The following is a 14,272-nucleotide window of genomic DNA, read 5'->3' as shown; positions in this document are numbered from 1 at the left end:
CCGCAGGCCCCCGGCGGCCTCCCCCCGGAGGAGGCCCGAGGGGCCCGCCGGTCCCGGCGCGGCGACGGCCGCCCGGCACTCCCCCTCCCGCCCCCCGCCACCGGCTCCGCCCCGGACGCCACCCTGCTCGACTACCCCGACCTCGTCCTGGCCGGCCCCGACGAGCCCGCCGGCCGCCGGGGCACCCTGCACCCGCGCCCCGAGCGCCTCGAACGCGAGGAGCTGTCCTGGACGCTGCCGGGCGGCAGTCCGGGCGAGCAGATCCGCCGCCTCGCCCTTCCCCGCCACGCCGTCCCGCCCCGCGAGTCGGCCGGCTCCTTCGACCACCGCTTCGACGCGGCCGCCCCTGCGGACATCCCGTCCGACGGCACCTGGCACACCGTCACCGTGGACGAGATCCCGCTCTCCGCCCTACCCGAGTACGTCACCGTCCCCGCCGTCGAGGAGAAGGTGTACGCGACCCTGGTGCTCGCCAACCGCACCGACCGCGCCGTCCTCGCCGGGCCGGTGGAGGTCACCGTGGACGACGAGTTCCTGCTCACCGCCGCCCTGCCCACGCTGGCGCCCGGCGGCACCCGGCGCCTGGGCATCGGTGTCGCCGAGAGCGTCGAGGTGGCGCGCCGCACCGAGCTGCGCGAGTCCGCCACGGGCATGCTGAAGGGCAACAGCACCGTGCTCGACCACCGGGTGCACGTCCAGCTGGCCAACCGGCTCGGCCGCGCCGTCACGGTGGAGGTCCGGGAGCGCGTGCCGGTCGCCTCCGACGCCGAGATCCGGATCGAGGAGCGGGCCGACTGGCGCGCGCCGGCCGTCTCCACGCCGGAGTGCCCGCCCAGCACCCGGCTCTGGCGGGTCGACCTGCCGCCCGGTGGCCGCATCGAGCTGGACGGCGGCTACCTGATCAAGATCCCGGCCGGAAAGGCCATCGTCGGCGGAAACCGGAGGAACTGACCATGATCGGAGACACGACCGGGGCAGCCGCGGAAGCCGGCCGGCCCTTGGGAACCAGCGAACCCGCAAAAGCCGGCGAACCCGCGCGAACCAACGAACCCGCAGGAACCAGCGAACCCGCGCGAACCAACGAACCGGCGCGAACCAACGAGTCCGCGGGAACCGGAAGGACCGGCGACGCCGGAGGAACCCGCCCCCTCCCCGTGACCGCCGTCACCTGCCTGGAGGACCGCAGTCAGGTCGAGCGCACGACGACGGTCGACCTCCCCGCAGGCGTCCGGCGGCTGCGCCTCGGCCCGCTCACCGCCCTCGCGGTCGACCGCACCCTGCGCGCCGAGTCCGCCACCCCCGGCGTCCGTGTGCTGGACGCCCGGCTGGTCCGCAGCTGGGCGCCCCGCGCGCCGCTGCCCCCCGGCCCGGACGACTCCGAGCTGCGTCACCGGCTGCACCGGCTGGACGGCGAGAGCCGCTTGGCCGACCAGACCCGCGCCCGGCTGGAGGCCCGGCTGGCCCTCCTCGCGCAGCTCTCCGCCGACCTGCTGCGGGAGATCGGCGAGGGCGCCGGCGTCGGCGAGCTCGAACGGACCCGCTGGGCCCGCGAGCTGGCCCGGGTGGACGCCGAGCGCGAGCGCTACGGCGAGGAGCTGCGTGCCACCCACTCCCGGCTTCGCCGCTTGGAGCAGGAGCGCTCTCAGGCACTCACCGCCCTGGACGAGGCCGAGGAGGACCCTGCGGAGCTGACCGCCCACCTGGAGCTCACCGTCGAGGCGGCGCGGTCCGGCCCGGCCGAGCTGACGGTCTCCCACTTGGTGCCCTGCGCGCTCTGGCGCCCGTCCTACCGGGCGACCCTGTCCGGCGGCAGCCTGCACCTGGAGTCGGAGGCGGTCGTCTGGCAGCGCACCGGCGAGGACTGGGCGGACGTCCGGCTCACCTTCTCCACCGCCCGCTCCGCCCTCGCCACCGACCCGCCGGCCGTCACGGAGGACGTGCTGACGCTGCGCGAGCGCACCGACGAGGAGCGCCGCACGGTCGAGGTGGAGCTGCGCGAGGAGGCGATCAGCAGCGTGGGCCCGTCTGCCGAGGTCCCGGGCGTGGACGACGGCGGGGAGGTCCGGGTGCTGCCCGCGCCCGCCCCCGCGACCGTGCCCTCCGACGGCCGGGCGCACCGGGTGCCGCTGGGCGCCTTCACCGCCCCTGCGGTCGGCGAGTACGCGTGCGCCCCGGAGCTGTCCCCGCTGGTCTTCCAGGTGGTCCGGTTCCGCAACGTGGCCGGGCACCCGCTGCTGGCCGGGCCGGTCGAGCTGGTCCGCGGCAGCGGCTTCACCGGCCGCGGCGAGCTGCGCTTCACGGCCGCCGGTGCCGACGCCGAGTTGTCCTTCGGCAGCTCGGACGGCTACCGGGTGGTCCGCGAGACCGAGGAGCGCCAGGCCACCGCAGGGCTCTCCGGCCGCCAGACCACCACCCGCACGGTGCGCCTGCACCTGTCGCGCTTCTCCGGCCCGGAGGAGCGCGACGAGCGGATCGTCACGGTCCGCGAGCGGGTGCCGGTCTCCGAGGTGTCGGCGGTCGAGGTGCGGCTGCGGAAGGAGGAGTGCTCCCCGGCGCCGGATTCCTTCGACGCCGAGGGCATCGTCCGCTGGGACGTCCCGCTCGGCCCGGGCGCCCGTCGCACCCTCACCCTGGTGTACGAGGTCTCCGCCTCCGCCAAGGTGGCCGGCCTCTGACGGCTCGGGACTGCGCAGCCCGACCCGCCGACCGCCTGCCGGTGACGGCCCCTCAGTACCAAACCGGAGACAACGGGTAGAAAAGGAAACATGATCCTCCACCTCGCACCCCTGGACGACTGGTTGGCCGACCCCGGCCGCCCGTACGCCACCGCCTCGCTGCTCACCGACGGGTTCATCCACTGCTCGGCGGACGAGCAGACGGCGCTCGCGGTGGCCAACGCCTTCTACGCCGACATCCCCGAGCCCCTGATGGTGCTGCTGATCGAGGAGTCACTGGTGGAACCGATGGTCAAGTGGGAGGCCCCGCACGGCGCCCCGCCGCCCGGGGCCACCCCCGACGTGCTGTTCCCGCACATCTACGGGCGGCTGAACCGCTCCGCCGTGGTCGGCCTGCAGAAGGTCGAGCGCGGCCCGGACGGCCGCTGGGCGTCCCTCACGCCCTGGAGCTGACTCCCGGGCCTTCCCGCCCGCAGCCCCCCGCAGCGCCCCGGGGCCTCCGCAGCGCCCGCACCCCCGCAGCCTCCGGCGCCCCCGCAGCGCCCCCAGCCGCCTACAGCCACCCCCGCTCCCGGGCCGCCATTCCGGCCTGGAAGCGGGTGGTGGCGCCCAAGGAGCGCATCAGGCTCTGCAGCCGCCGCTGGGTGGTCCGGGCGCTCCAGCCCAGGGAGCGGGCGATCGACTCGTCGGTGAGCCCGGCCGCCAGCAGGCCGAGCAGCTTGCGGTGGTCGGCCTCCGGCTCCAGGGAGGCGTCCCCGGTGCCGATCGCGGCCTGCAGTTGGACGGCGCGCTCCCACTCCGCCTCGAAGAGCGTGTCCAACGCCTGGAGCAGCGCCGAGGGGTGGATCACGTACGCGGCGTCCAGCACGCTGTCGCCGACGCTGATCGGGATGATCGCCATCCGGTCGTCCGAGATGATCATCTTCATCGGCAGCGTGGGCCGGACCCGCGCCTCCTCGCCGTCCGCGACGCCGACCAGGATGTTCCGTTCCAGCCGCCCGGGCCAGGCCACCGCCTCCCGGTCGTAGACCGTCCGGAACTTCACGCCGTCGCGCAGCCGGTGCCGCTGCTGCGGCATCGGCGCCACCGGGTCCTGGATGTACGGCGGGCGGTCGAAGCCGCGCACCTGGTACTGGCTGGTCTCGGTGATGTGCTCCAGCCGCTGGGCGATCGCCTCGCCGCCGGTCAGCACCTCCACCGAGTGCGCCGGGTCGGTGTAGCGGGAGGCCTCCCGGAAGGCGTCCATCAGCCGGTGCATCTCGGCCCGGGCGTGCCGCAGTTCGGCCTCCCGGTGGCCGATCAGGGTGCCGATCGCGACATCCGGGGCGACCGGCAGGAAACGGTGCCGGTCCACCGGCGCCCGGGTCGCCATGCCCTGCTGGGACAACCGGTCCAGCGCGCGCACGCTCTGCTGGAGCGTCAGACCGCAGCTCTCGGCCAGCTCCTCCGCGGTGGACTGCGGACTGGCCACCAGGGCCGCGTAGACCCGGCCGTCCGGCTCGGCCATCCCGAGTGCGCCGAGGGCCTGTCCGCCGGCCCGCCCCAGTGGTGCATCGGACACGACGCCCTCTCCCCCTGTTCGCCCTGATCCGCCCCCACGACGCCCGTCCTGGCGCAGTCCCGCCACGCGGCGGGATGGTGGCCCGGTGGCCATCCTCAGCCACGGATCATGACGATGACAAGGCCGTGACCAGCGGTTGCGTCCCGGCTCACACGACCCGCACAACCCTCACAACCCGCCCCGCACATCCACGGGCCGCACAGCCGCCCCCGCGCAGCCGCCCCCGTCCATCCACCCCCGCGCAGGCGCGGGCCCGCGCACGCACGACGAGGGGCCCCCGGCCGCAGCACCGCGACCGGGGGCCCCTCGGGAGGCAGGAGGCCGGACGGCCTACAGGCCGACCTCACGCATCAGCTGGCCGACCTCGGGGTTGGTCAGGCGGCGCAGCCAGCCGGACTTCTGGTCGCCCAGGGCGATCGGGCCGAAGTGGGTGCGGACCAGCTTCTCGACCGGGAAGCCGGCCTCGGCCAGCATCCGGCGGACGATGTGCTTGCGACCCTCGTGCAGGGTCACCTCGACCAGGTAGTTCTTGCCGACGTTGGAGATCACCTTGAAGCTGTCGGCACGCGCGTAGCCGTCCTCCAGCTCCACGCCCTGGGCCAGCCGCTTGCCCAGGTCACGCGGGATCGGGCCCTGGATGGCGGCCAGGTAGGTCTTGGTCACGCCGTAGCGCGGGTGGGTGAGGCGGTGGGCCAGCTCGCCGTGGTTGGTGAGCAGGATGATGCCCTCGGTCTCGGTGTCCAGGCGGCCGACGTGGAACAGCCGGGTCTCCCGGTTGGTCACGTAGTCGCCGAGGCACTGGCGCCCGTCCGGGTCCTCCATGGTGGAGACCACGCCGGCCGGCTTGTTCAGCGCGAAGAACAGGTAGGACTGGGTGGCGACGGTCAGGCCGTCCACCTTGATCTCGTCGTTCTGCGGGTCGACCCGCTTGCCCTGCTCGGTGACGCGCTTGCCGTTGACCTCGACCCGGCCCTGCTCGATCAGCTCCTCGCAGGCGCGGCGGCTGCCGATGCCGGCCCGGGCCAGCACCTTCTGCAGACGCTCGCCCTCGGGCTCGCCGAAGGTCTTGGGCAGCTTGACGGCCGGCTTGTCGTGCCGGGCGAGGACGGCGTCCTCGATCTTGGCCTGCAGCTCGCGCGAACGCTGCGGCTGGCGGCGCGGGTCGCCCGGGGCGCCCTGGCCCTCGCGGCGCGGACGCGGAGCCGGGCTGGGGCGTCGACCGGAGTAGCCGCCGCGGGCGGGGGTGGCGTTGGGGCCGCCGCCGAACTCGGGGCGGTCGTACCTGCGCTCCTCGGGCCGCAGCGGGCGGTCCGGGTAGCGGCGGTCGTCACGCCGGTCGTCACGGCGGTCATCACGCCGGTCGTCACGGCGGTCATCACGCCGGTCGTCGCGCCGGTCGTCCCGGCGGTTGTCGCGCCCGAACGAACCGGAGCCGCCGCGCGAGCCCGCGCTCGGGCCCGAACCGCCACGACCGCCACCGCCGCCGCCCCCGTAGGAGCCGCCGCCGTACGAACCCCCGCGCGCTCCGGAGCCGCCGCGACCGCCGCCGCTGCCGCCGCCGTAGGAGCCGCCGCCCCGGCCCCCGCCCTGTCCGCCGCGACCGCTCCCGCCGCCGCTGCTGTTCCTGCCGTTGCCACTGCTACGCATCAAAGTGTCCGTACGTCGTTCCGTCTGGGATGTGCGGTCGTTTCGGCCGACCTCACCGCCCCCTACCGATCGGGCCCGGCCCGACCGGCCTCGCCACTGCCGTCCGCGGCCTGCGCGGCAGCGGCGGCGACCGCCTCCGCGATCATCGTGCCCTCCAGGGACTCCGCTTCCACGTCGTCGACCTCGGGCAGGAAGGGAGCGAGCTCCGGCAGCTCATCCAGGCCGCGGAGCCCCATCCGTTCCAGGAAGTAGTTCGTCGTCCGATACAGGATCGCACCTGTTTCGGGCTCGGATCCGGCCTCTTCCACCAGTCCTCGCTGTACCAGGGTACGCATCACGCCGTCACAGTTCACACCGCGGACGGCGGAAACCCGCGATCTGGACACCGGCTGCCGGTAGGCGACCACCGCCAGGGTCTCCAGCGCGGCCTGGGTGAGGCGGGCCTGCTGGCCGTCCAGCAGGAAGCGGTCGACGGCCCCGGAGCAGGTCTCCCGGCTGTAGAAACGCCAGCCGCCGGCCACCAGCCGCAGGTCGAAGCCTCGCCCCTGGGCGGTGTACTCGGCGGACAGCTCGCGCAGCACCGCGGCCACCTCGGTCCGGGGACGCTCCAGAACGCCGGCCAACCGTTCCTCCGGCACCGGTTCGTCGACGACCATCAGGACCGCCTCCAGTTCGGCCCGCAGCCCGGGGCCGGCCGGTTCCTCGGCGCCGGAAGTCGACGGAGCCGACTTCTGGTGCACCACCCGGGCCTCCGGCTCGGCCCGAGCCGCCGGCTCGACCGGGCCCTCCGCCTCCCGCGGGTCCACCGGCGTCACCGGCAGCACCGGCATCACCGGCGCCGCCGGGTCCGGCAGCAGCACGAAGGCCGGCTCCAGCCACTCCTCGGCCCGCGGCTGCCCGGGCAGCCCCAGTGGGCGCCGCACCGGCCGCCCGGCCTCGTTCCCGCCGCTCATCGCCGCCCGCCCTCCTCCGCGTCGCCCGCGGGCTCTCCCGCCGGCCGGTCGAACTCGTCCGTCACCTCGACCGCGACCCGGCCCTCCTCGGCCACCCAGCGCACCCGCAGCTCGCCCAGCGCCTCCGGCTGCTCGAAGGCGAGCACCCGCTCCCGGTACAGCTCCAGCAGCGCCAGGAAGCGGGCGACCACGACCAGGGTGTCGGGTGCGTCCTCGACCAGCCGCCGGAACGACGCCTCGCCCAGCTCGGTGAGCAGCCCGACCACCAGCCCGGCCTGCTCGCGCACGCTGACCGGCGGGGTGTGGATGTGGTCCACGTACACGACCGGCTTCGGCTTGGGCTCCATCGCCTTGGCCGCCAGTTCCGCCAGCCGCTGCGGACCGATCGTGATGACCACCTCGGGCAACAGCTCCGCGTGCCGGGGCTCCAGCCCGACCGTCCGGGGCCGCCGCAGCAGCTCTGCGGCCCAGCGTTCGCCGAACAGCGCCGCCGCCCTCTTGTACGCCCGGTACTGCAGTAGCCGGGCGAACAGCAGGTCACGGGCCTCCAGCAGGGCCAGGTCCTCGTGGTCCTCGACCTCCGCGGCGGGCAGCAGCCGGGCGGCCTTGAGGTCCAGCAGGGTGGCGGCCACCACCAGGAACTCGGTCGCGGCGTCCAGGTCCCAGTCCGGGCCCATCGCCCGGATGTGCGCCATGAACTCGTCCGTGACGGTGGCCAGCGCCACCTCGGTGACGTCCATCCGGTGTTTGGCGATCAGGCTGAGCAGCAGGTCGAACGGGCCCTCGAAGTTGTCCAGCCGCACCCGGAAGCCGCCCCGCGACTCGTCCTCGGTCGCGCTCTCGGCGGTGGCAGTCGGTTCGGTGGTGCTCGGCATGACGGTCCATCTTCACCCGGCGCCCGCCACCACCCCGCCCCGGGGGCTGCCGACACGCCGCCCGCCGAGCACAGCGGTCGGCCCCCCGCGCCCACCAACGGCCCGGAGACGTCGCGTGGCCGCCCTCGACGCCCCGGGGCCCGGTTCCGGGCTCCGCGGCCCCAGGAACGGCCCTCCAGCGGCCGTCACGGCCCCCTGGGCCCAACCCGCCGCCCCCGGCCGTCCGTCGCCCCGATGCATCCGCGTCCGAGGCGCCGCCCTCATGAGTGCACTTCATACCCTCGGTGTCCGACGATGCCCACCAGCCGGGGACAGGGTTCGCCGCCATGAGCCTCGCTCATGACCTCTGCCAGCCGAACGCCAGCCGAACCGCCCGACCCACCCGACCCAGCCGAACCGCCCGACCCGCGAGCCCGAACCCACGCCCGGAACCCCGGCCCATGAGCGCGACTCATAGTCCTCGGCACCCTCGGCGTCCTCGGCGCGAGACCGATGCCGTCAGCGGAGCCCCGCCCCCGTGAGCCCGGCTCATGGCTCCCGGCTGACGCCCCCGACGCAGGCCGCTCATCCGCCCACCCCGCAGGTCGTTCACCCCGCAGGCCGTCCACGCCGCAGGCGTTCACCCCGCAGGTCGTTCACCCCGCAGGCCGTCCACGCCGCAGGCGTTCACCCCGCAGGCCGCCTACGGACGGGCCGCCCCGCCGCGCCGGCCTACCGCCCGCGCAGGCGCCGCACCAGGATGGAGGCCTCGCCGCGCTGCTCCAGGTCCGCCAGGACGACCGCGATGGCCTCCCGGACGATCCGCCCGCGGTCCACGGCCAGTCCGTGCTCGCCGCGCAGCACCAGCCGGGTGTGCTCCAGGTCCATGAGCTCCTCGGCGGACACGTACACGGTGATCTTCTCGTCGTGCCGCTCGCGCCCGCTGGGCCGGCGCGGTGCCCGGCCGCGCGGCCGCGCGCGCCCGGCCGCACCGGTCTGCTCCTCGGCGGCACCGGCGTGTGCCCGAGCCGCCGGGGCGACGACGGCGCCTCGGCCGCCGGGTGCCTGCGCGGGCGCCGGCACGACGGCGGTGGGCTGCTGCTCCGGCATCGGCTGCCGGCCGCCGTCCTGCGCCCCCTGGCCACCCTGGGCGCCCTGGGATCCCTGAGCGCCGTGGGCGGACTCGGCCCCCTCGGCACCGTCCGAGCCGTTGACGGTCCGCGCGGTCTCCGGTCTGGATGCCTCGGCGGCCGGACGCGGCGCGAGGGAGGGCGACAGCGCCATCCCGCCGGTGGTCCGGAACAGCTCGTCGGCACCCGGGAGACTCACTCGGCGGGGCGGCACCGGTCGAGCACCTCCCTGGCGAGCTGGCGGTAGGCGGCGGCGCCGACCGAGTTGGTGGCGTACGTGGTGATGGGCTCGCCGGCGACGGTGGTCTCCGGGAAGCGCACGGTCCGCCCGATGACGGTGTGGAAGACGTGCTCACCGAACGCCTCGACGACCCGCGCCAGCACCTCACGGCTGTGCACGGTGCGCGAGTCGTACATGGTCGCGAGGATGCCATCCAGCCGCAGCTCGGGGTTGAGCCGTTCGCACACCTTCTCGATGGTCTCGGTCAGCAGCGCGACGCCGCGCAGTGCGAAGAACTCGCACTCCAGCGGAACGATGACGCTGTGAGCGGCCGTCAGCGCATTGACCGTCAGCAGGCCCAGGGAGGGCTGGCAGTCGATGATGACGTAGTCGTAGTCGGGCAGCAGCGGCTTCAGGGCGCGCGCCAGCGCGGACTCCCGGGCCACCTCGCTGACCAGCTGCACCTCGGCGGCGGAGAGGTCGATGTTGGACGGCAGCAGGTCCATGCCCGGCACGGCCGTCTTGAGCAGCACCTCATCGGCCGTCAGGCCCCGCTCCATGAGCAGGTTGTAGACGGTGACGTCGAGCTCCATCGGGTTGACGCCGAGGCCGACCGAGAGCGCGCCCTGCGGGTCGAAGTCGACGAGCAGCACCCGGCGGCCGTATTCGGCCAGTGCCGCGCCCAGGTTGATGGTCGACGTGGTCTTGCCGACGCCGCCCTTCTGGTTGCACATGGCGATGATCTGGGCCGGGCCGTGTTCGGCGACGGGCGCGGGGATCGGGAAGTACGGCAGCGGGCGGCCGGTCGGGCCGACCCGCTCGCGGCGCTGCCGGGCGGCGTCGGGGGCCAGGGTGGCGGCGTACTCCGGGTCCGGCTCGTACTCGGCGTCCGGGTCGTCGTAGGCGCCGTAGGCGAACTCGCCGTAGGCCAGGCCGTAGGCCGCCAAGTCGGCGTCGTGATCGGTCACCGTGGTCACCTGTGCTGTGTTCTGGCGTGCTTCGAAAGTACGGAGTGCGACCGAGCCGACCTCGGCCGAGCCCACGGAGGGCTGCCGGGCCCCGGACTCCTCACTCGGCTGGCCGGCGGAGTACTGCGCCAGTCCTGGCTGACCACCCCCGGGAGCAATTGTCGACTCATTCACAAGTCGTCTTACCTCCTTGGGGATCCAGGACTGTATGTCGATTCGTCAGCGTGGCGGCATGCCGACGGTTTGCGACTCTAGGCCGTTCAAGGCGTTCGCAGCAACACAATCCACGGTAGTGGGCAGGATGTGTCGACTATCAGGCGGGCTGCTGTCAAGGGATGAGTGGGTCACTGACCCCGCCGTTTCTGCGGGCGGGTGACGCGACCGACAGGAATTGACGACAGAGCGACCCGCCCGGTCCACCCGCCGTTCACGGGCACGGCGAAGCCCCCGGCCCGAGGTGATCGGGTCGGGGGCGAACGACCGCCGAGCGGTCAGGGGGTTCAGGCGAGCACGCTCTCCAGCGAGACCGACTCCAGGCCGAAGGCCTCGGCCACGGCCGGGAAGGTGATCTGGCCCTCGTGCACGTTCAGGCCCTTGGCGAGCGCCTGGTCACGGCGCAGCGCCTCCTTCCAACCGCGGTTCGCCAGTTCGATGACGTACGGCAGCGTGGCGTTGGTCAGCGCGTAGGTGGAGGTGTTCGGGACGGCGCCCGGCATGTTGGCCACGCAGTAGAAGACCGAGTTGTGGACCTGGAAGGTCGGGTCGTCGTGCGTGGTCGCGTGCGAGTCCTCGAAGCAGCCGCCCTGGTCGATGGCGATGTCGACCAGCACGGAGCCCGGCTTCATGCGGGAGACCAGCTCGTTGGTGACCAGCTTCGGGGCCTTGGCGCCCGGGATCAGCACGGCGCCGATGACCAGGTCGGCCTCCAGGACGGCCTTCTCCAGCTCGAAGGAGTTGGACATGATGGCCTTGATCTTCGTGCCGAAGATCCGGTCGGCCTCGCGCAGCTTGTTGATGTCGCGGTCCAGCAGGGTCACGTCGTAGCCCATGCCGATGGCGATGGTGGCCGCGTGCCAGCCGGAGACGCCACCGCCGATGACGACGGCCTTGGCCGGGTGGGTGCCGGGCACGCCGCCGGGCAGGACGCCGCGGCCGCCGGCCGGACGCATCAGGTGGTACGAGCCGACCTGCGGGGCCAGGCGGCCCGCGACCTCGGACATCGGGGCGAGCAGCGGCAGCGCGCCGTTGGCGAGCTGCACGGTCTCGTACGCGATGGCGGTGGTGCCGGAGGCGATCAGCGCGTCGGTACCGGCCCGGTCGGCCGCCAGGTGCAGGTACGTGAAGACGGTCTGCCCCTTGCGCAGCCGGTGGTACTCCGAGGCGATGGGCTCCTTGACCTTCAGCAGCAGGTCGGCGGTGGCCCACACCTCGTCGGCGGTGGGGAGGATGGTGGCGCCGGCGGCCACGTACTCCTCGTTGGGGATCGAGGAGCCGAGACCGGCGTTGTCCTCGATGTAGACCTCGTGTCCGTTGCGGACCAGCTCATGCACGCCGGCGGGCGTGATGGCCACGCGGTACTCGTGGTTCTTGACCTCGCGGGGGATGCCGACCTTCACGGCTAAACACGTCCTCTTGCCATGGGGGTCCCGACCGGAGAAGACCGGTGGGCGACGCGCACGTGGGGAAGCCTCCGGGGCAGCCCGGGGCCGGGATCGCTGCGCGACTGAGTCCGAGTGTAATGAAGCCCAGTCGGCGTGTCAGCCTTCCAAAGTGAATAAATTTCCCGCACGCATTGGCAGGTTCGTAGGCTTCCCCTGGGACTTACCTGCCAATGACGTCGCAACCGGTCATCTTCGACAATACCTCCGAACCGCCCCTCACCACCCGGCGTCGGCGCGTTCCCGCAGGTCCGCGAGGGCCGCTCCGACGGCCTCCCGGCCGCGCTCGTCGCCGAGCCTGCGCAGTACCGCGAGGGCCGCCCGGTACTCGCGGTCGGCCTCGTCGAAGCGGCGCTGCGCGGTGTGCGCCTCGGCCACCCGGGAGAGCAGCCGGGCCTCGGCCGCGTGGTCTCCGAGCGACTGCCGCAGGCCGAGCGCCCGGCCGTACCAGTCGGCGGCGCGCACCGCGTCGCCGAGCGCCCGGTGGCACCCGGCCGCGCCCTCCAGGGCTCGCGCGCAGAGGGGTTCGTCGTCGGCCGTCCGGGCGTGCTCCAGGGCGGCCCGGTAGTGTGCGGCGGCCTGCTCCCAGCGGCCCGCCGAGGCCTGGAGGTCGGCCAGGTTGAGCAGCGCGGCGGAGGCCCGACGGGGCCGGCCGTTGCGCTCGGCGACGGTCAGCACCAGTTCGTGCAGCCGGTAGAGGTCGGTGGGGGCGGCGGCGCCGGTCAGCGGCAGGGCCCGGAGCAGCGCGGTGACGAGCCGCCCGGCCGAGCCGTCGAGGTCGCCCTGGCCGATCGCGTCGGCCACCGCGCCGAGGAGCAGCTCCCGCTCGCCCAGCAGCCACTCCCGGGCGTGGGCGGCGGAGCGCAGCCGCAGCGCGACCGGCAGCGGCTCGGCGCCCGGGCCAAGCCCTGCACCCACGCCCGAACCGGATTCGGAGCCGGGCCCGACGCCAGGGCCAAGGCCACGGCCAGACCCCGAACCGGAACTCGAACCGCAGCCCGCCGGGTCGAGCAGCGCACGGGCGGACTCGGTGAGCCGGACCAGCCGCTCCAGCAGCCGGGCGCGGGCCAGCTCGGTCTCGGCAGGCCGGTCCTCCTGCTCGCGCAGCCGGACCAGCCGGGGGTAGAGCCGCCCGGGCACCCGGTAGCGCGGGGTGCCGTCGGAGGCCGGCGCCTCCTCGCCCAGCAGCTCCCGCTCGGCCAGAGCGGCCAGCGTCGCGGCCGCGTCCGGCACCGGGCAGCCGACCAGGGCGGAGGCGGTGCGGGGGTCGGCGGTCTGCGCCGGGGCCAGGGTGAGGGTGCGCAGCATCCGGGCCTGGGCGGCCGGCAGTCCGCGGTACAGCAGGGTGAACGCGCCGAGCAGCGGGTCGTTGTCGGGCACGGGCACCGGTTCGGCCGGCGCCGGGCCGGGCTTCACCCAGGCCGCCGGATCGCCCGGCGGACGGCCGCCGGGAGTGGCCGCCTCCTCCCTGTCCTCCCGGAAGGCACCCTTCGCCGCGCCCCCGCCCGCCCCCGTCCCCTTCTCCTGCGCCTTCCCCTGCCCGGTCCCCTTCCCCTGCCCGGTCCCCTTGCCTTGTCCGTTCCCCTGTCCGTTCCCCTGCCCTGGCGCCTTCCCGCCCCCCGGCCCCTTCCTCGACGTCTCCTCGGCGTCCGCCCCGGCCCCCGCGCCGGACGCCGTCTCCTCCCCCACCACCGCGTTCAGCTCGCGCGCGGCGTCGGTCACCGCGGTCTTCGGGTTCGCCCGCAGCCATCCCGCCATCAGCCGCAGCGTGGCCGGCCGGGCGGCGCACGCCTCGGCCAGGTCGGCCGCCCCGACCGGGTCGCAGGAGATCCGGGTGCCGCCGACCAGGTCGGCGAGCAGTTCGCCGGAGGCCGTCCGGTCGAGTCCGCCGAGGATCACCGGGTCGATGTCCTCGATCCCGGTGAGCGGCCCGGCGGTGGTGGCGAGCACCAGGCAGCCGGGCTCGTCGGCGAGCAGCGGCCACACCTGCCCGGCGTCCCGCACGTCGTCGAGGACGAGCAGGACCCGCAGGCCCGTCAGCGCCTCGCGCAGCGCGACGCAGCCGGGCTCGTCCCGGCCGTCCTCGACCACCCCGGGCAGGGGCACGGCCGCTTCCGGGTCGATCTGCTCCAGCAGCAGCCGGGCGGCCCGCCCTGGCGGCACCCGGCCGCCGTCCGGGGCGGAGAGCCGGGCGAACAGCACGCCGTCCGGATAGTCGGCGGCGACGGTACGGGCGAAACGGGCGGCCAGTGCGGTCCTCCCGGAGCCGGGGCGCCCGGCCAGTACCAGGACCGGGCAGCGGCCGTTCGCCGGACGGGCGGCGGCGGCTCGCAGCGCGGCCAGCTCGGCGCGCCGCCCGACGAAGAGCGAGGGGCCGGCCGGGAGCCGTTCCAGGCCGGGGGCGGCCCCGGCGGGCGCGTCGGGGCCGGGGTCCATCGTCGCCGTCTTCCTCGCCACCCGTGCCACTCCCGATGTCATCCCGCGTTGGCATCCGACGCTCGGCATCCGGACTCGATCCGTCCGGTGCTCGGCGGGGGCGGCCCGGGTGGGGCGCCCCGTCTGCGAAGCGTAGTTCGACCGTCCGGCTCAGCCGAGGTGACATCCGG

At 74.6% G+C, this 14,272-nt stretch carries 11 protein-coding genes; 3 read left to right on the top strand and 8 right to left on the bottom strand.

What is annotated here, in order from left to right; translation table 11 throughout:
* The 3 genes from IF30_RS42420 to IF30_RS0134400 form a co-directional block, all read left to right on the top strand.
* A partial coding sequence (locus IF30_RS42420) for a DUF4139 domain-containing protein (RefSeq protein ID WP_158835718.1) occupies positions 1-951 on the top strand: 951 nt, incomplete at its 5' end.
* 203 nt (positions 952-1,154) lie between these two features.
* The gene (locus tag IF30_RS0134405) at positions 1,155-2,675 is read left to right on the top strand and encodes a mucoidy inhibitor MuiA family protein (protein WP_030245881.1); all 1,521 of its coding nucleotides are present in this window, start codon (positions 1,155-1,157) and stop codon (positions 2,673-2,675) included.
* Between the two features lie 90 nt (positions 2,676-2,765).
* Positions 2,766-3,128, top strand: coding sequence for a DUF952 domain-containing protein (locus tag IF30_RS0134400; protein WP_030245880.1), 363 nt, complete (start codon positions 2,766-2,768; stop codon positions 3,126-3,128).
* Between the two features lie 100 nt (positions 3,129-3,228).
* Here IF30_RS0134400 and IF30_RS0134395 read toward each other — a convergent pair whose 3' ends face one another.
* From IF30_RS0134395 to IF30_RS44170, 8 genes are all read right to left on the bottom strand, one after another.
* Positions 3,229-4,236: a helix-turn-helix domain-containing protein gene (locus IF30_RS0134395; RefSeq protein ID WP_158835715.1), complete on the bottom strand. Its 1,008-nt coding sequence runs from the start codon at positions 4,234-4,236 to the stop codon at positions 3,229-3,231.
* A 330-nt stretch (positions 4,237-4,566) separates the two neighbouring features.
* Positions 4,567-5,883, bottom strand: coding sequence for a pseudouridine synthase (locus IF30_RS0134390; RefSeq protein ID WP_030245876.1), 1,317 nt, complete (start codon positions 5,881-5,883; stop codon positions 4,567-4,569).
* Positions 5,884-5,945: 62 nt separating this feature from the next.
* Positions 5,946-6,539: an SMC-Scp complex subunit ScpB gene (gene scpB, locus IF30_RS44175; RefSeq protein WP_234322951.1), complete on the bottom strand. Its 594-nt coding sequence runs from the start codon at positions 6,537-6,539 to the stop codon at positions 5,946-5,948.
* A gap of 293 nt (positions 6,540-6,832) precedes the next feature.
* On the bottom strand, positions 6,833-7,711 hold the full coding sequence (locus IF30_RS0134380; protein WP_051711821.1) for a segregation and condensation protein A: 879 nt from the start codon (positions 7,709-7,711) through the stop codon (positions 6,833-6,835).
* A 711-nt stretch (positions 7,712-8,422) separates the two neighbouring features.
* On the bottom strand, positions 8,423-9,019 hold the full coding sequence (locus tag IF30_RS0134375; protein ID WP_030245870.1) for a hypothetical protein: 597 nt from the start codon (positions 9,017-9,019) through the stop codon (positions 8,423-8,425).
* Positions 9,016-10,083: a ParA family protein gene (locus IF30_RS0134370; RefSeq protein WP_030245868.1), complete on the bottom strand. Its 1,068-nt coding sequence runs from the start codon at positions 10,081-10,083 to the stop codon at positions 9,016-9,018. Before IF30_RS0134370 ends, IF30_RS0134375 begins: the two co-directional genes overlap by 4 nt.
* Positions 10,084-10,508: 425 nt before the next feature.
* Positions 10,509-11,624 (bottom strand): alanine dehydrogenase, encoded by a 1,116-nt coding sequence (gene ald / locus IF30_RS0134365; protein ID WP_030245866.1) that lies wholly within the window; start codon positions 11,622-11,624, stop codon positions 10,509-10,511.
* A gap of 261 nt (positions 11,625-11,885) precedes the next feature.
* Positions 11,886-14,123 (bottom strand): tetratricopeptide repeat protein, encoded by a 2,238-nt coding sequence (locus IF30_RS44170; protein ID WP_158835712.1) that lies wholly within the window; start codon positions 14,121-14,123, stop codon positions 11,886-11,888.
* Positions 14,124-14,272: the final 149 nt, after the last annotated feature.

The organism is Streptomyces sp. NRRL S-350 (assembly GCF_000719705.1).
Lineage (GTDB): Bacteria > Actinomycetota > Actinomycetes > Streptomycetales > Streptomycetaceae > Kitasatospora.
Note: the sequence above shows the minus strand (reverse complement) of the source record. Positions and strands in the feature narration are given on the sequence as shown.